The sequence below is a fragment of the Streptomyces alanosinicus genome (assembly GCF_014650595.1).
GTDB lineage: Bacteria > Actinomycetota > Actinomycetes > Streptomycetales > Streptomycetaceae > Streptomyces > Streptomyces alanosinicus.
Genome location: NZ_BMVG01000028.1, coordinates 27,822 through 44,907 on the forward strand (window position 1 = coordinate 27,822; position 17,086 = coordinate 44,907).

At 65.7% G+C, this 17,086-nt stretch carries 20 protein-coding genes and 1 pseudogene; 16 read left to right on the forward strand and 5 right to left on the reverse strand.

Annotation, left to right across the window (positions count from 1 at the left end):
- Positions 1-42: 42 nt before the first annotated feature.
- The 4 genes from IE277_RS47910 (at position 43) to IE277_RS49775 (ending at position 2,794) form a co-directional block, all read left to right on the forward strand.
- Entirely contained in the window at positions 43-615 is a 573-nt protein-coding gene (locus IE277_RS47910; protein WP_268252688.1) for a PCC domain-containing protein, read from the forward strand.
- Positions 616-662: 47 nt separating this feature from the next.
- Positions 663-1,331, forward strand: coding sequence for an aminoglycoside phosphotransferase (locus IE277_RS34690; protein ID WP_189957715.1), 669 nt, complete (start codon positions 663-665; stop codon positions 1,329-1,331).
- 200 nt (positions 1,332-1,531) lie between these two features.
- The gene (locus IE277_RS34695; protein WP_189957716.1) at positions 1,532-2,086 is read left to right on the forward strand and encodes a histidine phosphatase family protein; all 555 of its coding nucleotides are present in this window, start codon (positions 1,532-1,534) and stop codon (positions 2,084-2,086) included.
- A gap of 444 nt (positions 2,087-2,530) precedes the next feature.
- Positions 2,531-2,794, forward strand: coding sequence for a transposase (locus IE277_RS49775; RefSeq protein WP_373310958.1), 264 nt, complete (start codon positions 2,531-2,533; stop codon positions 2,792-2,794).
- Here IE277_RS49775 and IE277_RS34700 read toward each other — a convergent pair.
- Positions 2,788-4,143: an IS4 family transposase gene (locus IE277_RS34700; RefSeq protein ID WP_189957717.1), complete on the reverse strand. Its 1,356-nt coding sequence runs from the start codon at positions 4,141-4,143 to the stop codon at positions 2,788-2,790. The two genes, IE277_RS49775 and IE277_RS34700, sit on opposite strands and share 7 nt — an antisense overlap.
- Before the next feature lie 104 nt (positions 4,144-4,247).
- Between IE277_RS34700 and IE277_RS34705 the strand changes: the two genes are divergently transcribed.
- The gene (locus IE277_RS34705; protein WP_189957718.1) at positions 4,248-4,907 is read left to right on the forward strand and encodes an IS5 family transposase; all 660 of its coding nucleotides are present in this window, start codon (positions 4,248-4,250) and stop codon (positions 4,905-4,907) included.
- Here IE277_RS34705 and IE277_RS34710 read toward each other — a convergent pair.
- Positions 4,846-5,349, reverse strand: a complete 504-nt coding sequence (locus tag IE277_RS34710) for a hypothetical protein (RefSeq protein WP_189957775.1) — start codon at positions 5,347-5,349, stop codon at positions 4,846-4,848. The two genes, IE277_RS34705 and IE277_RS34710, sit on opposite strands and share 62 nt — an antisense overlap.
- Before the next feature lie 194 nt (positions 5,350-5,543).
- Here IE277_RS34710 and IE277_RS34715 point away from each other — a divergent pair, with 194 nt between their 5' ends.
- From IE277_RS34715 to IE277_RS34725, 3 genes are all read left to right on the forward strand, one after another.
- Entirely contained in the window at positions 5,544-6,065 is a 522-nt protein-coding gene (locus IE277_RS34715) for a hypothetical protein (RefSeq protein ID WP_229882173.1), read from the forward strand.
- A 191-nt stretch (positions 6,066-6,256) separates the two neighbouring features.
- The gene (locus tag IE277_RS34720) at positions 6,257-6,907 is read left to right on the forward strand and encodes an HAD family hydrolase (RefSeq protein WP_189957720.1); all 651 of its coding nucleotides are present in this window, start codon (positions 6,257-6,259) and stop codon (positions 6,905-6,907) included.
- Positions 6,908-6,919: 12 nt separating this feature from the next.
- Positions 6,920-7,789, forward strand: coding sequence for an NAD(P)-dependent oxidoreductase (locus tag IE277_RS34725; RefSeq protein WP_229882174.1), 870 nt, complete (start codon positions 6,920-6,922; stop codon positions 7,787-7,789).
- Between the two features lie 24 nt (positions 7,790-7,813).
- Here the strand turns inward: IE277_RS34725 and IE277_RS34730 are convergent, their stop codons facing one another.
- Together IE277_RS34730 and IE277_RS34735 are read right to left on the reverse strand one after the other, a co-directional pair.
- On the reverse strand, positions 7,814-8,365 hold the full coding sequence (locus IE277_RS34730) for a P-loop NTPase family protein (protein WP_189957721.1): 552 nt from the start codon (positions 8,363-8,365) through the stop codon (positions 7,814-7,816).
- Positions 8,362-9,372, reverse strand: coding sequence for an AAA family ATPase (locus IE277_RS34735; RefSeq protein WP_373310959.1), 1,011 nt, complete (start codon positions 9,370-9,372; stop codon positions 8,362-8,364). Before IE277_RS34735 ends, IE277_RS34730 begins: the two co-directional genes overlap by 4 nt.
- Positions 9,373-9,527: 155 nt before the next feature.
- On the opposite strand from IE277_RS34735, the gene IE277_RS48985 reads away from it, so the two are divergent.
- From IE277_RS48985 to IE277_RS34775, 8 genes and pseudogenes are all read left to right on the forward strand, one after another.
- Entirely contained in the window at positions 9,528-10,046 is a 519-nt protein-coding gene (locus IE277_RS48985; protein ID WP_268252687.1) for a helix-turn-helix domain-containing protein, read from the forward strand.
- Between the two features lie 368 nt (positions 10,047-10,414).
- Positions 10,415-11,116, forward strand: coding sequence for a 2'-5' RNA ligase family protein (locus IE277_RS34745; RefSeq protein ID WP_189957723.1), 702 nt, complete (start codon positions 10,415-10,417; stop codon positions 11,114-11,116).
- Positions 11,117-11,535: 419 nt separating this feature from the next.
- Complete coding sequence (locus IE277_RS34750; protein ID WP_189957724.1) at positions 11,536-12,090, forward strand: flavoprotein; 555 nt, start codon at positions 11,536-11,538, stop codon at positions 12,088-12,090.
- A 16-nt stretch (positions 12,091-12,106) separates the two neighbouring features.
- Positions 12,107-12,529: a hypothetical protein gene (locus IE277_RS34755; RefSeq protein WP_189957725.1), complete on the forward strand. Its 423-nt coding sequence runs from the start codon at positions 12,107-12,109 to the stop codon at positions 12,527-12,529.
- A 10-nt stretch (positions 12,530-12,539) separates the two neighbouring features.
- Positions 12,540-12,759 (forward strand): annotated as a pseudogene (locus tag IE277_RS34760) (helix-turn-helix domain-containing protein); the annotation flags it as partial.
- Between the two features lie 148 nt (positions 12,760-12,907).
- Positions 12,908-13,924 (forward strand): ABC-three component system protein, encoded by a 1,017-nt coding sequence (locus IE277_RS34765; RefSeq protein ID WP_229882175.1) that lies wholly within the window; start codon positions 12,908-12,910, stop codon positions 13,922-13,924.
- On the forward strand, positions 13,921-14,382 hold the full coding sequence (locus IE277_RS34770) for an ABC-three component system middle component 2 (RefSeq protein WP_189957727.1): 462 nt from the start codon (positions 13,921-13,923) through the stop codon (positions 14,380-14,382). The genes IE277_RS34765 and IE277_RS34770 overlap by 4 nt, the downstream gene beginning before the upstream one ends.
- The gene (locus IE277_RS34775; protein WP_189957728.1) at positions 14,375-16,237 is read left to right on the forward strand and encodes a coiled-coil domain-containing protein; all 1,863 of its coding nucleotides are present in this window, start codon (positions 14,375-14,377) and stop codon (positions 16,235-16,237) included. The genes IE277_RS34770 and IE277_RS34775 overlap by 8 nt, the downstream gene beginning before the upstream one ends.
- Positions 16,238-16,518: 281 nt before the next feature.
- Here the strand turns inward: IE277_RS34775 and IE277_RS34780 are convergent, their stop codons facing one another.
- Complete coding sequence (locus IE277_RS34780; protein ID WP_189957729.1) at positions 16,519-16,839, reverse strand: hypothetical protein; 321 nt, start codon at positions 16,837-16,839, stop codon at positions 16,519-16,521.
- Positions 16,840-17,086 lie beyond the last annotated feature (247 nt).

Below are 17,086 nucleotides of genomic sequence, written 5' to 3' on the forward strand. Positions count from 1 at the left end.
CCTCCACCGCTTCAGTCGATTCCGGGAAGGCGCGCTCATGAGCTGACCGTAGGACGTAGCTTCGGCGTCACCTTCGACCACGAGGAGGACTTCTTCGAGGCGCTGTCGTCCTTCTGCCGGGAGCACGGTGTAGGACAGGGTTACATCCCCACGTTCATCGGAGCCTTCGCGGAGGCGGAGATCGTCGGCGCCTGCGAGAAGCTCGGAGGCCCGGACGCAGGATCACGTGGTGGCCGCAGGGATCACGACGCCACTCGGAGGCGCAGCCCTGCGAGGCTCAGCCGGCGCATGGACGGGAACTGGTCGACGCGACAACTCCGTGGCGCCGGGAAACGCCATTCCCCCATCCTGACGGCATGCCCACCATCATCACGCCCCGCCTCCGTTACGACGCCACGGCGGTACGCCCACAGTGGGAGGACCTCCCCCAGGACGTTCGCCGACTCATCGCACAACACCTCGGGGGCCAGGTACAGGCCGGGCCCAGCACAGGGAGCGGATTCACCAGCGGCTTCGCCGCAGTACTCCGTGGGACCTCCGGACCTCAGTTCATCAAAGCGGTCAACAGCCTGGACACCCCTGGGGTCGCCGACTGCTACCGGCGCGAAGCGGTGATCAACCAGGCACTCCCCTCACAGATACCGGCACCACGCCTGCAGTGGATGGAGGAGTACGACGGATGGGTCGCCCTCGGCATCGATGCCGGCTGCTTGCCCACCACGCCATGGAAACCCAACGAGCTCACCGCCGCCCTCGACGCCTACACGATCACGGCCGAGGCCCTCTCCACCCCACCCGCACGACTTCAACACGTCGGCCTTAAGCGGGTTGGTGAGGGTGGTGACTTCGTCGATTGGCGCAATCTCGTCGGCGGCGCCACGTCCGTGAACGTCCTCCCCTCCTGGATGCCACTCGAGCTGCTGGACGTGCTGGCCAGCCTGGAAAGCGGATGGCGGGAGGCCGTCGCAGGCAATGCCGTCCTCCACCACGACCTACGCCAGGACAACGTGCTGATCGACACATACGGCACCGCATGGATCTGTGACTGGAACTGGCCCTGCCTGGGGGCGAGCTGGTTCGATCTGGTGCTTCTCTTGGCCACCGCCTACGCGGACGGCCACGATGCCACGTCCCTGTTCGCCGAGCACCCCACCGCCCGCGGAGTCACCGGCGAGCAACTCGATGCGGCGCTCGCCGCACTCTCCGGGTTCTTCCTCACCTCCGGCGGACAGCCCCCAGCAGACTGGTCACCGCACATTCGCCAGCATCAGATGTGGTGTGGAGAGGTCACACTGCGATGGCTGGCTGACCGGCGCGGATGGACCTTCTGACCGCTCCAGCCGAGGCGCACGTCGGGCCAGGAAATCAGGGGGCGATCTGGTCAAAGAAGCCACTACCCTCCGGGCATGTCGAAAAAGTCCGCTGACTTCGCAGCGCGCTGTGAAGCCGATTGGGCGGCCATTCCACTCGATCTACAAAGCGATGGGTTCATCTCGTTGTCCCCGATGGCTACCAGGAAGGACTTTTGACCATGACCGTCTTCTACGTAGTGCAACATGCGGAGAAGGAACGCCAACTAGGCGATCCTGGGCTGACTGCGTTGGGGACGCAGCAGGCTGTACGTACCGCAGACTGGCTTCGTGATGTCGGGCTGAAAGCCGTGGTCAGCAGTCCGATGAGGCGAACCCGTGAGACCGCGGAGTTCATCGCTGCCGCTGCCGAGCTGCCGGTACGAGAGGATGCCCGGCTACGTGAACGGATGAACTGGGACGACGATCAATCCCTAGAAGATTTCCTCACAGAGTGGGACGCGACGGTCCAGGACCGGGATTTCATCCCACGGTCCGGAGACTCGTCCCATCAAGCCGGGGCACGATTTCTTAGTTGCTTGAGGGATCTGACCAGAGAGCCGGGCCCGATCGCGGTCGTTACCCATGGTGGAGTTACGGTCGACCTGTTGCGAACTCTAATCGGTGACGATGCGCTCACGGCCAGCTTGCTAAACGAAGGCGTGCCCGCGTGTGCCATCACCACGCTGTATGGCACCTCGGTTGTAGACATCGCATCGCACGCACACCTGGGGTAGGCCGACCACGGCGGAGCGCGACTCTCGTATCTCTGCAAAGCGACAGCCGAACGGCTCGCTCAGTCCACCGGCCCACGCAGCCAACGGCTGCCAGCTCCTCCTGGGCGTCGCCCTTTATCTGCGGTCACGGGCGCGCAGGACGACGAACACGACCGCGGCGCGATCCACGTGGGCGGCAGACGGAGGCGCCTGGCTGGAGTAAACCGGTCGTGGAAGGTGCCTTGCTGTTGGCACTCTGGCGCCATGTTGTTCATGCTCACCGGGTCAAGCTGCTCGGGTAACTGCCCGTTCTCTATCCGTTCGTGTGCTCGGTCTGGTTCGAACGTGGTCCTGGATCGGGTGAGTTGGCCGACGTCGGGGCATGAAGGAAGGGCCTCTTGGTAGCTCGCGGTTGTCGAGTCCAGCGAGAAGCAAGAGGCCCTGTTGTCGAAGTGTCGCGTGGTCGTGGTTGCCGGGTCCAGTCCGTCCACTCCTGGGTGTGACTGCCTCGCCCATCGGTTCGGGAACGCGGCCGACCGGCCAGAGCGCCGGCCCCGGTACGGCTCGGACCTGAGCGATGCGGAGTGGGCCCTGGTGCGGGATCTGCTGCCGGTGCCGGGATGGCTGGCGGGCCGGGGCGGCCGTCCAGAGGGCTACTGCCACCGGCAGATGATCGACGCTGTGCGCTACCTCGTCGACAACGGCCAATGCCGTTGCTTGAGCTACTGAAGTATCGCGGGCGTGAGGGTGATGACCTTCTCCGGAACCCGTCGTGTACCTCGCCTGACCTGGTCTTTCTTGCGCACGATGTACTGCGAGACCGGATGGCGGGTGTAGCGGTCCGCTGCACGTAGTCGCCGTAGCCCGTTGTCGAGCTTGCGCACGACTTTCGTGGCCATCCGCTTCATGAACTGCCCCAGGCGGCGGGTTGATTGGCCTGCCTGGAGAACGACGCTGCGTCGTGTGTGCTTGAGGACCTTGACGAACGAGATCCGGTCGGGGTCCAGGCCCTCGCCGTCGGCCAGCCGCATGATGATCCGGTTCAGACAGTGATGGAGAGTCAGGTGAGCCCAGATCTCCTGCCGTACCAGTTCCGGCGACGCCGACCGCAGAACCTCGGTCTTTCCCCGCTGACAGGTCTTCAGCTGCCGGTAGGCGGACTCGACCTCCCAGCGCTCGTGATACAGGGCCGCCAGCTCCTCAGCGGGCCAGGATTCCGGATCGAGCAAGTCGGTCAGCAGCCTGGCTGTCTCACCCCCGTCGACCTGGTAGTCGATCACCCTCACTGTCACCCCGCCCGGATGGGACCGCCGCTGCCCGGCGAGATTCATCCGGGTCAGATAGGTCCCGTCAGGCAAGACCTCCATGGGCTTCGCGGCGACGAAGGTGCGGGCTCTGATCAGTAAGTGCGCTCCGGCCCGCGTATATGCCTTCCACAGTGCGACACCGGGGAAGGCCCGGTCCATGATCACCAGCATGCCGGCGGCACTGCCGGCCATCTCTGTCGCCAGCGCGGGCTCGCCACCACCGCCCTTGAAGCTGCCTATCCGCGCGTCGATCGTCGCGTGCGTACCGGTCTCAGTCAGGGTCACCACCCTGGCCTGCGGGAACCCGATGGGCCGACCGACACTGTCCACCTGGCCACCAAAAGCGGCACGTGTCGTATCGTTCTCCGGCACGTCCAGCAAGAACCCGTCGACCGCGGCAACTCTCATCCCGCGCCAGAACGCGGCCTCGAGAGTGCGCGGAGCGATCGCCCCCGCCACCCGGCGGAACACTCCCTCCACCGGTGCGGCCCCAAGCTGCTGCCGGGCCCTGGTGAACGACGACTTGTTCGGGACCGACTGGTCCATCTCGCCCAGGGCCCCGACCAGGTTCTCCGCGACATCGTCGTAGGAGTCCTGCTGGAACAGCGCCAGAGCAAGCACGTAGTAGACCATGAACCGGCTCGACAGGGGACGGGGCTTGGCATCCAGCCGACCACACGCGGTCAGCACCTCGTCCACCAGCTCAGGAACGATCCACTCGGTGAGCAACCCGAGCCGGACTTCATCGGATAACCCGATCCATGGATGCATGTCCGTGTCAACGAACCAGCACCCCGGCGGTCACCGTGCCTGGGAGAGAACTACGTGCACCTCTCAAGCAACGGCATTGCGACAACGGCATCAAATGGCGGGCGATGCCGTCTGACTTCCCGCCCTGGCCACGGGTCTATGCCTTCTTCGCCCGCTGGCGGGATGCGGGGCTGGTGACCGAGCTGCACGACCGGCTGCGCGAGGCCGTCCGCCTGGTAGAGGGCCGCAGCCCGGAGCCGAGCGCGGCGGTCGTGGACTCACAGTCGGTGAAGGCGGACGCCACGGTCACCCTCGCTTCACGGGGATACGACGCCGGGAAGAAGATCAACGGGCGCAAGCGCCACCTGCTCACCGACACCCTCGGACTCCTGCTGGCCGTGCTGGTCACGCCGGCCTCCACGACCGACCGGGACGCGGCCCGCATCCTTCTACCCGCAGCAAGGAATCACTTCCGGCGGCTGGCGCGCGTCTGGGCCGACGGCGGTTACACCGGCCACCTCACCGACTGGGCCACCCAGCACCTCGGAGTCGTCCTCGACATCGTCCGCCGCAGCGATGAGGCCAGCGGCTTTGAGGTCCTGCCCCGTCGCTGGGTCGTCGAGAGATCCTTCGCCTGGCTCCTGCGCAGCCGACGCCTGGTCCGTGACTATGAACGGCGCACCGACACCAGCGAGACCGTCATCCTGTGGTCGATGACCATACTCATGAGCCGCCGCCTGGCCGCCCAGTGCCCGCAGCGTCCTGCTCCGGCGCGGGCAGCATGAACCTGCCCGGCTTCTCCTCCACCAGCCAGCCCCGTTCCACCAGCCGTTTCAGCCGGGCCCTCGCTCCTTCGACACGGGAGGCGGAGGCGCTGTCCCAGCCCAGCACCACCGCTGGCCGTCGGGCACCAAGCCCATCGGCTCCCGCCTCCAGGGCAGCGGCCATCAACGCCTGGTAATCCACCGACAGCACCTCGGTGTCGGCCGCGTCCTGGCGGTGAGGCACCGCCCGGCGCGGCCCCACCGGCTTCCTCTGCGACACGACGGCCACGGCGGGCGCATCCTCCTCGGCCAGCGCCTCCAGATACTGCTCCAGGCCGATCACCCGGCGCCTGAGCACCTCTTCCGCATCTGCCAGAGCCGCCCGCACCCGCTCCAGCTCGGCTTCGAGTTCCTCCACCCGCACCATCGCGGCCTTCTGCCTCGCTTCCAACACCGCCCGCATCGACGGCATCCGCCACCCCCACGACATCTCGGTCAGCAACGGACCGAGACTTCCGTGCCAGTCGCCATCCCATGCCGGACCAGCGGAAACCACACGTGAGGTTCGGAAAGAGAACGACCTCTAAGACGACCCTGGCCTATGCGACGGCCTGTCGGCTCGGGAAGATCGCTGTGCACGACTCCGATGAGCTTGGTGTGCCGGAGGACGCCAACCGCCAGTGGCGGCATCGCATGACCGAGATGTGGGTGCGACGCGCGTTGGACTACCAGGACCGCGGCATCGACCTTCTGCTCAGCGGGCAGTCCCCTTTGGGTGAATTGCTGGCAGCGCCCTCCGCCCTGCGACTGGACGGCATCGCCGTTTGCCTGGTCGATGTCACTGACCCGGTCCGACGCGCTCGCCTCGTCGAGCGTGACCCCGGGCGGTGGGACATCCAGGCGATCGACGCCTACCTCGGCTGGGCTGCATGGCGCCGCAAGCACGCCCTCGACCCGTCTCACCGACCCGACGTCATCATCGAGGACGGCTGGCCCGGGATGGCCTGGCAACGCTGGACCGGGTGGCACTCCGGTGATCCCCGATGGTGCACTCAGCTGCTCGACACCACGGACCATTCAGTCACCGAATCCGTGGACCAGGTCGAGCAGTGGATCACTGAGCAGCGCAACGCACACCAGGCTGGCCAGCTCCCTCTGCACCGCGGTTGGGCTTCGTGATCCGCCCGAACGGCTCAGTCCAATGATCCCGGGCCTCCACTCGACGTCGGTTTCGCTGCTGGGCAACCACACCTCGACGTGATACGCCCTGTCCATCGCTGCGCTGCTATCCCCCGAGCGCGTCGATCGCTACGCAGCCAAATCACCAGCGTGATACGTCGCTGGCGCGCCGGCCCGTAGGCTCTGCCTCCATGCAGCAGCTGGCGATTTTCGACCTCGACAACACCCTTGTGGACCGCCAAGGTCCATTGACAGCCTGGATCTCAGCCTTCTCCGAGCGGCATGCCCTGACGGACCTTGCTCGAACGCACCTGTTCGATGCGATGCGTGACCGCGCTTCCTTGGAGACCTTTGAGGCGTTTTGCGCTGAACATAAGCTCGCACCCACGGCCGAAGCGTTGTGGCTTGATTACAGCCGCCATATGGCGCGTTCCGTCAGTTGCCCTGCAGGAGTACTTGATGGCCTATCCAGGCTACGAGGCGCCGGCTGGAAGGTTGCCGTTGCCACGAACGGTGGGACCGAGATCCAGACTGCGAAAGCGACCGCATCGGGGATCGTTGATCACGTTGATGTGGTGTGCATCTCTGAGGCAGTCGGGGCACGCAAGCCGGAAACGGTGATCTTCGAGAAAGCGGCTGCCGCCTGCGGAGCTGATCTTGCACTGGGCGGCTGGATGGTCGGGGACGGTGTGGACACCGACATCCGCGGGGGCCGAGCAGCTGGACTGCACACCATCTGGATTAGCGGCGGCAGGACCTGGCCCAGTGGTGACGTGCAGCCGGACCACGTCACCACCGACGTACGCCAGGCGATCGATCTGCTGCTCACCACCGTGGGCTGAGAGGACATCGTCGTGGATTGCGAAGCCATCACGGTTGGGCTGCTGCACCCCGGCAGCATGGGCGCCGCATTCGGCGCCCACTTGCGACGACAGAACGTCCGGGTGCTGTGGTGCACGGACGGCCGCAGCAGCCAGTCCTTGGCCCGGGCCGAGGACGCCGGCCTCGAAGGCGTACAGAACCTGATGCAACTGGTGGCGCGTGCCGACGTGCTGCTGTCTCTGTGCCCGCCAGCCGCCGCAGTGGAGGTCGCGCAGCAAGTGGCTGCCTGCGGGTTCGACGGCCGGTTGTATATCGAGGCGAACGCGATCACGCCGCGCCGTGTAAGGGAAGTCGCAGAACTTCTTCCTGGCGCTGTGGTCATCGACGGCGCGGTTGTCGGCTCCCCACCGGTGGGCGGCAAGCAGCCCACGTTGTATCTGTCAGGAGACCGTGACGGCTGCCTCCGGGCCACGGCCCTGTTCGACGCGAGCGACGTGAAGACCCATGTGCTGGGCACCGAGGTGGGAACGGCCTCTGCGCTGAAGCTGTCGTACTCGAGCTACCAGAAGGCCTCCCGCATCCTGGCGGCGCTCGCCTACGGTGTCGCCGATGCCAACGGCGTAGCTGACGAACTCCTCAAGATCGCCGGGAAACGGGGCGGAAGCTACCTGACCGAAACCGACTACATCCCCAAGACAGCATCCCGCGCCTGGCGCTGGGCCCCCGAACTCGACGATGCAGCAGCCCTGCTGAGGGACGTCGGGCTCCCAGACGACCTGATGCGAGCAGCCAGCCGAGTCCTCCACCAGTGGTCGGACGCCCGAGACCGCGACCTCACCGTCGCGGAGACGCTCTCGCTTCTGCAAGTCGACCACGGACGGGACAAGAACGCCGAACCGTAGCGTGCCCCTGTGGTTCGCCTGCGGTCAGACGCCGCGGCGAATCAGGAGATCGATCTCCTGCGCTGCCTCTGCGGGCGACATGGCGTCGGTATCCAACTGCAGGTCCCAAGCGAAATCCGAGCTGGTCTCGATGTCTTGGGCCGTAGCGTCCCAGGCGGCCAGGCGGGCCTCGGTGTCGCTGTCGCCGCGCCTCTTGGAACGGGTACCGGTGCTCTCCCGCGAACACCACAGCAGCACACTGGTCCACGAGGCGGGGAACTTCTCCACCACTGCCTCAAGGCCCGCGACCTGCCCGAGATGCAGGATGGGAATGCATCCGTCCTTCATGGCCTGGACAAGGCCGGGACGGTCCACGAGGTAGATGTTGCTGTACCTGTCGTTTCGGTAGATCACGTCCCCTCGTGCCTCAAGCTCTGCCAGCTGATCGGCGGACCCCATCCGGTAGCCACGGGTGCGGCCACTGCCAATCTTGAGACGCATGAACGCGCGATAGGTGTCGTTGTGTTCGCAGAGGGCCGTGGTGATGGTGTCCTTCCCGGACGCGGGTGGACCGTACAGCAGGATGCCCTGGCTCATGCGAACACCGTCCCGAAGATCTGCCTAACTTGATCCGTGAGGGATATTGCTGCACCGAGACGGTTGTCGACCACCAAGTGCGGTACGACTGGTCGTAGTTCCGTATCAATCGTGGAGGCGTACTCGTCCCAGTTCTGCAACTTCCAGCTGTCGCGGGCTGCCGAGCGGAAGCTTATGTTCTCGTGCATCGTCTCCAGGTCAGAGTGGATCCAGATGACCGGCACGATCACGCCCCGCGCCTGGCATCGGTTGATCAGCCGGCGCATCCACCGCTCGTCGGTCACCTCGGCAACGAACGGTGCGGTGAGTACGGTGCTGATCGCGCAGTCGACGTTGGCGTAGGCGGTTTCGAGCAAGCACTGGTACTCCAAAGGCCGCACCTTCTCCCGATATATCGGGGAGCGGCGGTCGTTTGGGTCGCTTCCCATCTCGATCAGCAGCCGCTCAACAAGCGGACGAGTGATGGGGTCCTTGTCGAGGAGCGGCCATCCGGTGAGCCTCGAGAGGAACCGGGAGAACTCTGACTTCCCACTGCCGGCGAATCCGGCCACCACCAACAGCGTGGGCTGATTCGGATCGCCGCCCGTGTGACGACGTTTCCACGCATCAATGATCCGCTGCTGAACCTCCTGGCCGTTGCTGTTGGCATCGCCCGGAGCGATCTGCAGCACCGCACGCTCAACGGCCAGCACGTGGTCGCCGATCGGCTCTACCTTCGATGGTGTGAGCCTGAGCTGAGTTTGCTCACCCGGAAGTGCCTTACGGAACCCCAACTCCGGCTCGGTGGCTCGGTAGAGAAGACAGTAAGCCCGGCGGTAATGCGGACCGGGATACACCTCACCTTGCTCGTGCTGCCACAGTGTCTGGAAGTTCGCGGCTGGCACAGTGAGTCCGGCAGCGCGCGCCACTTCCCGTAGCTGCTCACCGGCACCCTCAAGCGTCAGACCATGCGCTTCGCGCATCGCGCGGAGCTGCTCCGGACGCCACCCCGCGCGGCCCTTCCCCATACCTGCTACCGCCTGCCCACTACTCACCATGATCGGGACCCTAAGTCTGCCCCGAACGAACTCATGTGTAAGCCGATGTTGAAAAGTCACGTCGCTCGATGATGAGCAGCTTCGCCAAGCGCCAGTGATACGCCACAGAGCCGAATGCCGGTGTGATGGGGCCCACTCCGGCAGGCCCGCTTGCCGGATCCAGGAGTTCATCAGCCGGCGAAGGAGACGATCAGGTGTCGGGACCGCGAACCACTGAGGTACCTGCAACTTCGTGGGGCACTCGTCGCTGCCGCACCTGCCAGTGCCGCCTGAGCAGGTACAACAGCGACGACATCTGTTCCGGCTGCGCTCGTAGCACGACAGCCGCGCCGCCTGCGCGCCCCTTCGTTCCGACCCATGTATGGGCCCGCCAGGACGTCAGAGACGCCTTGTTACGTAAGGACTTCGGCAAGCTGTGCCAACTCGTGCGAGAGTACGGCCATCTCCGTCAGGAGGACATGGCCCTTCTGACGGGATTGAGTCAGGCGTTCCTGTCGATGCTGGAATCCGGGCATCGACGCCTCACCAACATCGAGCGGATCGTCGTGCTCCTAGACGGCTTGAACGCACCCGTCGACATCACTGGGCCGATGCTCCGCCCCGTAGCCGCTTCTCCAGGCCTACCTCTCCGGACCGTCTCCTGATGCTCGAACCTCGATCGTGATCTTGCCACCAAGATGCGGGTTGAGTATGACGGCGGCCGTGACAATTCAACTTGCGTTGACGCCGCTCTGTGAAGAAGGTACCCGGCTGATTCCGGCCCGGATATCACACTTGTGATGTGCGAAGTATGCGGCGCCAATGCAGAGTTGAGTAATCAGAGGTGGCGCGGACACGCGTAGGCGATACCTTGCGATCTACAGGCGACGGAACGCGCGCGCCCACCTCACGCTGCCGCCGCCTGATGAGAGCCGCCCTGTCCTTCTGCTTCCCCCGTAGCGGAAGGACAGGGCATCATCACTGCATCTGCCATGATGGCTGGCCTGAGCCATGTGCGAGACGGGGGAGCTGGATGACGCTCGCGCCGGACCCACGCGCCTTTCCGCCAGCACCCCCAGCCGATACCACTGACCCCGGCGTCATTTCGGCTCACGACTGGGACGCCTTCGCTGCGGTTGGCCAGATGGTCAACCACTGGGACCGGCCCGGATGGACCAGTAGTACTCGCGCGTACTACTGGATGCTCACCTTCCCTGAGCCGCTCCCGCTCATCAAGCAAGCTCGCTACTGCCAACGGGAACTCCAGGACCTCGGCTTTGACACGGTAGACGAAGACGGCTTCCACCTCACGCTCGGCCGCATCGGACTCATCCACGAGATCACCCCGCATCGGCTGAAGCATCTGGCAGCCATCGTGCGAGAGCACATCATCCACGCGTTCACGCTTCAGGCCATTCCACTGACGGCCTCCCGCGGGGCAATCCGCTACAGCATCGCACCCTGGGACCCCGTCTTGCGGCTTCACGCGACGCTTGCAGCCGCCGGCAGCGAGTCCGGCCTGCCCTTGGATAAGCCGACCGCCAGCCTGCGGCCCCACGTGGGCATCGCGTACTGCAACCGGTCGATGCCCGCGCACGATGTGAGGGCCGCCATACTGCCCCTCCGCAATCTCGACCCGATGGATGTGGGCGTGCACCACGTGGAACTCGTTGAACTCCGCCGCGAACGCAGGGCGTACCGCTGGCAGGTCGTCCACTCTCTCGCGCTGCGGTGAGCCGTTGAAGCGCCGAACCGCTACCCAGAGCACGGCCAGGCGGTCCTGCTGCCTCCCACGTCGACGATGTGATGCAGCTTCGGACCCCGGAACAGGAACGTGGCTTCGTGGATCGAGTCGGGAATTTCTCGGCAATGTCCTTCCCTCGGGTGGCCGTTCACGATCAGCGACTCCTTGATCCTTTGAGTACGAGAAGGATGCACTGACTATGCCTGCGGCCTCGGCCCCAGGGGTTGCGTCGACGAGTCCTTCAGGGAGCGGTGGGAGGCCGAACGCACCTCGCCCCGGCTCGTGCGGAACAATCCACGTGTCCGCGAGACCTTTCGCGACCTGAGGGAGCAGTACCCGGTCACGGGTGGCAGCCACTCGTCCGGGCTGCTGGCCGTGGCTCAGTGATGCAGGGCGGTGCAGTGAGTTCAATGCAGGGCAAGGTGCTGGGCGTCGTGGGATCGAGCGCCGGCGGGATTGAGGAACTGCGTCCAGGACTGGTGGTCCCGGCGCTCGAACGGGGCTGGACGGTTGCGGTCACGCTCACACCGATCGCTGCTCAGTGGCTCGGCGCGAGCGGGGAGACGGCGGAGCTCGAGGGGCTGACCGGCTTTCCCGTACGGTCCGCATCACGCCTGCCAGGTGACTCCCGGCCGCATCCGCCTGTGGACTGTTATGTCGTTGCCCCGGCAAGTGCCAACACCGTCGCCAAGCTCGCCCTGGGGATCTCAGACAATCAGGCGTTGACACAGCTCAACGAAGCCATCGGAACACTGGACCTTCCGGTAGTCGTCTGGCCCCGGGTGAACGCCGCGCATGCTCGCCACCCTGCATGGGCAGGGCACATCAAAGCTCTTCACGATGCAGGGGTACGGTTGATCTACGGAGACGAGGTGTGGCCGCTCGCCGAGCCGCGGGCTGGGATGCCGGGGCGCCAGTATCCGTGGGAAGCGGTACTAGACGAGGCCAGCCGGATGATCTCGTGATATGCAGCGACCTGTCTTGGACATCGCGCGCGAGGTGGTGGCCACCACGGGCTGGCCAAGCCTCATTCCGCCTGCGGATCGTGATGGTGCGCCTCGGCCGCTGTTGCTGGGGCGGATGCTCGGCTTGGCCAAGGGGCTTCTGGCCTGTCTCGCGCTGGAGTCGCAGGTAGACGCCGATCGGGTGTTTCTCCGCGATCTGTCTATCGAGGTGCGCCAGGATCGCCCGAAGTCGGGGCGGGTCAGGGGCAGATCGGACATGGCGTGCACCGTGCAGCGCCGCCCAGCCCGCCGACCGCTGGCCCTGCCGATACGGGTGGAACAGCACCTCCGACGACAGCACGAACCGATCACCGGACGCGTTGCGCTGGAGCTCTCATTCCCTGGAGGTCGCGTCCGCTGTGAGAGAGGGGCCGGGGACCTCCGCCTGATCCTGATGTGATGATCTTGGTGTGGCTGGTGTGATGACGGCGTCGGAGCCGTCCTGGACAGCCCCGCTCTCCGGGCTGAGCTCGCGTGCCTTCGGGAAGCTGGTGACGGTGTGAGGGGCGGGGTGCGGACGCGGTCCGCAGCGGCCGGCCCTGGAGCCTTCCGCTGGAGGACCGGGCACTGCTGGTCGCGGCGTACTGGCGAACGAACCTGACCATGCGGCAGCTGGCGCCGCTGTTCGGGTCTGGATGCGGCTGCGTCCCGGTGATATCTGTTGAGATCGCCAAGCGCAGCAAGGGGGGATGGCGTGACGAGCCAGCATGACGGTCAGCCGGGGGGCGAAGAGCAGCGGGCACTGACAGTGCTGCCGCCTAGGCTCAGCATGCCGAGGATGGCGACGCCGAAGCAGACGGTCACTTTCCTGTACGACCCCGACGAATTCGAGGAGTTCGTGAAGGAATGGGTGCCGACGCAGGGGGCGAAGTACGACCTCGTTGAACGGCAGGGAGGCGCGGGGGACCACGGCATCGACGTGGCGGGCTTCCTGACGCAGGCGAAGCTGGAGGGGGAATGGCACAACTACCAGTGCAAGCAGTACAAGAGGGATCTGTCCTGGACCACTGCGGCCCAGGAGATGCGGAAGATGTTCGTGGCCGCTGCGGCCGGCCACTTCACCGTCCCCACCCGCTACGTCTTCGTTGCTCTCACCTTCGCTGCCAGCCTGAAGCGCCTCATCTCGAAGCCGTCCGAGTGCCAGGCAAAGTTCCTGGAAGACCTGTCCACGACCAAGGACAAGCTCGTGACCAAACTCGACGCTGACGAGCGCCGGAAGGTCGAGGGGCTGGCGGAAGGCACTGACTTCGGGATGTTCTCGTGCATCGATCTCGATCAGCTGCTCGAGGAGCACATGACCACGCCTCACTGGCTCGCGCGCTTCCCGCAGGCTCCGCCGGCGAGCGGGCCGATGAAGCTGACTCCTCCCGAGCGGCCCCGGCACGACGAGGCGCGGTATGTGCAGCGCCTCGTCGAGGTCTACCGGGAGCGGTTCCCCGACAAGATCAACAGTCTTGAGCAGGTCGACGACGTGGCCGAGGCCAAGGGGCATCTTCTGCGACAGCGGGTGGCCTTCTTCGCTGCGGAGTCCGTGCGTGTGTTCGCGCGGGACTCGACCACATCAGACTATTTTGACCAGGTTAAAGAGGATATCTACACGATTGTCGTGGAGGAGGCGGAGCGGGCCCACCCAAGTGGCTGGGAACGACACGCAGCCGTCACGATCTGCGCGGGCGCCGTGGAAGTGACCGAGACGATCCTCAAGCCCTACGTGGGACCGGAGGTCCGCAAGGGGATATGTCACCACCTGGCAAACGACAACCGCCTTATCTGGTGCCGGGAGGGAGAGCAGTGACCCCGCTCAACAGCCCACTCGAGGTTGGCGTGCGCGCCCTTGTCCTCCTGGCCGAGAGCCACCCCCGGCCTTTGGACCTCGCCCAGCTCGTCGCGCTGGACTACCTCGTACTCCACAGCGGCGAGTTCGACGGCCCGCGCAGCCTCCACCCCGACCTGCCGGCCCGGGAAGGCGAGCTCGGCAGGAAGCGAGAACTCCTCGAACAGGGTCTTCTCGTGCTGATCCGGGCCGGGCTGGCCGACATCGTCAGCAGCGAGGGCGGCCTCATGTACGCGGCCACCGAAACCGGCCCCACCTTCATCGAAGTGCTGGAAGCCCCTTACGTCGCATCTCTGCGCGAACGCGCCGAGTGGGCCCTCCGCCACTACGCCTCCGCGGCGCATGCCCGCAGTGTGACCCACCAGATCATCAACCGCGCCGCAACAGGCTCCGCATCCGAAGGGGCTGGCCATGGCTGACCTGCGTCTGACACATCTCACCTACGCCTCCGCGACCAAGCCGCTCGCCACAGTGGACTTCGACCCGTCCCTCACCGTCGTCTACGGGGCCTCGGACACCGGCAAATCGTTCGTCGCGGAGTCCATCGAGTACATGCTCGGCGGCAGCAAGCTCGACCTCGTCTCTGAAGCCGAGGGATACAGCCAGATCCTCCTCGGCCTCGAACTCGACGACGGTACCCCGCTCACCCTGCTGCGCGTCCCGGACGGCAACACCATCCACGTGCACTGGGCCGACTTGCGGGAACAGGTCACCCGCCCCTCCGACTTCGACGTCACGGCCAAGCACACCGCGCGCAGCAAGAACAGCCTCTCCCAGTTCCTCCTCGGCAACCTCGGATGGGACGACCTGCGCATCCGTACGAACGACGCAGGCGGCACCCGCGAGCTGCGCCTGAGCGACCTGGTGCACCTCTCGGTCGTTCCCGAGAACCGCATGGTCGACAAACGCTCCCCAGTCCTGCACTCCTCCTCGACCAACGGGAAAACCGCGGCGGCCTCCGTCATGCGGCTGCTGATGACCGGAGAAGGCGACGCCGAGGTCACCACCGGCATGAACGCCGGCCAGCGCCGCGTCAACAAAGGGCAGGTCAGCCTCCTCGACCGGATCATCGTCGACCTGCAGAACAAGCTCAGCACCTCCGAGAACGTCCAGGAACTCCGCTACCGGCACCGGCGCCTGCAGACAGCCATCGACGGCTACTCCCGCGCAGTCGAGACCATCACCCAACAGCACCTGAACTCCGTGGCCGAACGCATGTCGGTCACGGAGGAGCTGGCCGGGATGGAAGCGCGCCTGGCCGAGGTTGGCGACCTCATGTCCCGGTTCACCCTGCTGGAACAGCAGTACCGCTCCGACATCGACCGGCTCGTCATGGTCACCGAGGCCGGCAACCTCCTGGGGTTCTTCAAGGTCGGCACCTGCGTCTTCTGCGGCGCCGAACCCGAACACCAGCACCCCGACCACAGCGAACGCGAGACGACCCAGCTGCATCTCGCAGTGGAGACCGAGATGGCCAAGACCACCTCGCTCCTTGATGACCTTCGGCCGACCATGCGCGACCTGCGCAGTCAGCTCGAAGAGCTCAGCAGCCGCAGGGAGGAGCTGAAGGCATCCGCTGCTCGCCTCGACGCGGACATCTCCGTCACCCGGGGACGGCTCGCCCCGCTGCGCGAGGACATGGACCAGCATCTTGAGGTCCGCTCGGCCATCGAACGCGACCTGGACCTTCACCAGCGCATCGAGGAACTGGAAGAACGCCGGTCGCAGCTGGACGGTGAAGCCGCAACGCCCGCCCACCGGCCCACCGACTACATTCCGAACCGGGCACTCTCCGCCTTTGACCAGGTCCTCCAGCACACGCTGGAGGCGTGGAAGGTGCCTTCCGTCGAGTACGCGGAGTACGACCAGTACCAGATGGAGATCAGGGCAGGTAACCGACTGCGGGCCTCTCGGGGCAAGGGCGTCCGCTCCGTGCTGCACTCCGCATTCACCACGGCCCTGGCCCACTACTGCCGTGAGCACGACCGGCCGCACCCCGGGCTCGTCGTCCTCGACTCGCCCGTCGTCACCTACCGCGGCCCCCACAGCGACCCCCAGGGCGACGCCCCAGGTGACGACGTACCGATGACATCGACCGTCGTCGATCACTTCTACCGGAACATGCTCACCTTCCCAGGACAGGTGATCATCTTCGAGAACGGCGACCCGCCCCACGACGTCATCGCCCAGGCCCGCACCCACCGGTTCGGCCTGCAAGAAGGCGACCGTGCCGGCTTCTTCCCTTCAAGGCGGGAGAGGCGGTCAGGTCCGTGAGCGGCTGAGGTCACGAGCTGGGAGCCATAGGAGCGGCGACCACGGTCGCATTTCTCGTAGTCCACGTGCCAGCGAAACGCCGCGCCCGATCGCCGTCGGCCGTCGAGGCAGCTCAGCAGAGCTGTGCTGTAAGAGATGTTGGCCATCGTAGGCGGGGAGCGACGCATGGTGCAGGCCCAGGCGGGATGCCGGACCTGCACAGTCCCGCGTTGTCTCTGACGTGGATGTCTCAGGCGAGGAAGGGGGCCTGGTACTCGACCCGATCATGCTGGCCGACGGGGCTATCGGCGGGCACGAGTATGCAACTGCACGGCTATCAGAGTGCCGCCTTGCATGGGGGATAGGTCGTCGGGAGCTTCCGCCGCACTGATCCGGGCGGCCTGTCTCTCCAACGCAGAGACGTTGGCTGAGTTGTCGATCGTCACCACGCCATTGACGGTGACCTTCAACGGATCCGCAAGAAGTGCGGCGGTCCGCTCGTGCAGTACCTCGAGAGCGACCGCTCGGGCGGATCCGAGACGCTCGTATCGGCTGACAAGGTTCGCCGCATCTATGTCAGGGCCGAGCTGGGCGTGGAGCCAGTGCAGTACGTCGCTGTTCACGGTGTTCCTGGGGAAAGACGGCGGTGGGGAGCAGCACGTGCTACTCCCCACCGCTGAGCAGGGTTACTGGGCGGCTTTCGGCTTCCGGGCGCTTGTTCGGCGCACGTCGGGTGCATCGGGCTGCCAGCATCGGGGGTTGTTTATCTGCTCGGCGATCACGGGGTCGGTGACCTTGGTTCCGGCTTGAAGTACGAGCGGTACTCGCTCGACAGGATCGAGGATGTGGACAGTCGCGGCCAGGATGCCC

Bases quoted from the DNA above. Each gene is read 5' to 3' on its own strand.
- IE277_RS34690 (WP_189957715.1), top strand. From the start codon at position 663: ATGGAGGAGTACGACGGATGGGTCGCCCTCGGCATCGATGCCGGCTGC.
- IE277_RS34695 (WP_189957716.1), top strand. From the start codon at position 1,532: ATGACCGTCTTCTACGTAGTGCAACATGCGGAGAAGGAACGCCAACTA.
- IE277_RS34700 (WP_189957717.1), bottom strand. From the start codon at position 4,143: ATGCATCCATGGATCGGGTTATCCGATGAAGTCCGGCTCGGGTTGCTC.
- IE277_RS34705 (WP_189957718.1), top strand. From the start codon at position 4,248: ATGCCGTCTGACTTCCCGCCCTGGCCACGGGTCTATGCCTTCTTCGCC.
- IE277_RS34710 (WP_189957775.1), bottom strand. From the start codon at position 5,349: ATGCGGGCGGTGTTGGAAGCGAGGCAGAAGGCCGCGATGGTGCGGGTG.
- IE277_RS34720 (WP_189957720.1), top strand. From the start codon at position 6,257: ATGCAGCAGCTGGCGATTTTCGACCTCGACAACACCCTTGTGGACCGC.
- IE277_RS34730 (WP_189957721.1), bottom strand. From the start codon at position 8,365: ATGAGCCAGGGCATCCTGCTGTACGGTCCACCCGCGTCCGGGAAGGAC.
- IE277_RS34735 (WP_373310959.1), bottom strand. From the start codon at position 9,372: ATGGGGAAGGGCCGCGCGGGGTGGCGTCCGGAGCAGCTCCGCGCGATG.
- IE277_RS48985 (WP_268252687.1), top strand. From the start codon at position 9,528: ATGGGGCCCACTCCGGCAGGCCCGCTTGCCGGATCCAGGAGTTCATCA.
- IE277_RS34745 (WP_189957723.1), top strand. From the start codon at position 10,415: ATGACGCTCGCGCCGGACCCACGCGCCTTTCCGCCAGCACCCCCAGCC.
- IE277_RS34750 (WP_189957724.1), top strand. From the start codon at position 11,536: ATGCAGGGCAAGGTGCTGGGCGTCGTGGGATCGAGCGCCGGCGGGATT.
- IE277_RS34765 (WP_229882175.1), top strand. From the start codon at position 12,908: ATGGCGACGCCGAAGCAGACGGTCACTTTCCTGTACGACCCCGACGAA.
- IE277_RS34775 (WP_189957728.1), top strand. From the start codon at position 14,375: ATGGCTGACCTGCGTCTGACACATCTCACCTACGCCTCCGCGACCAAG.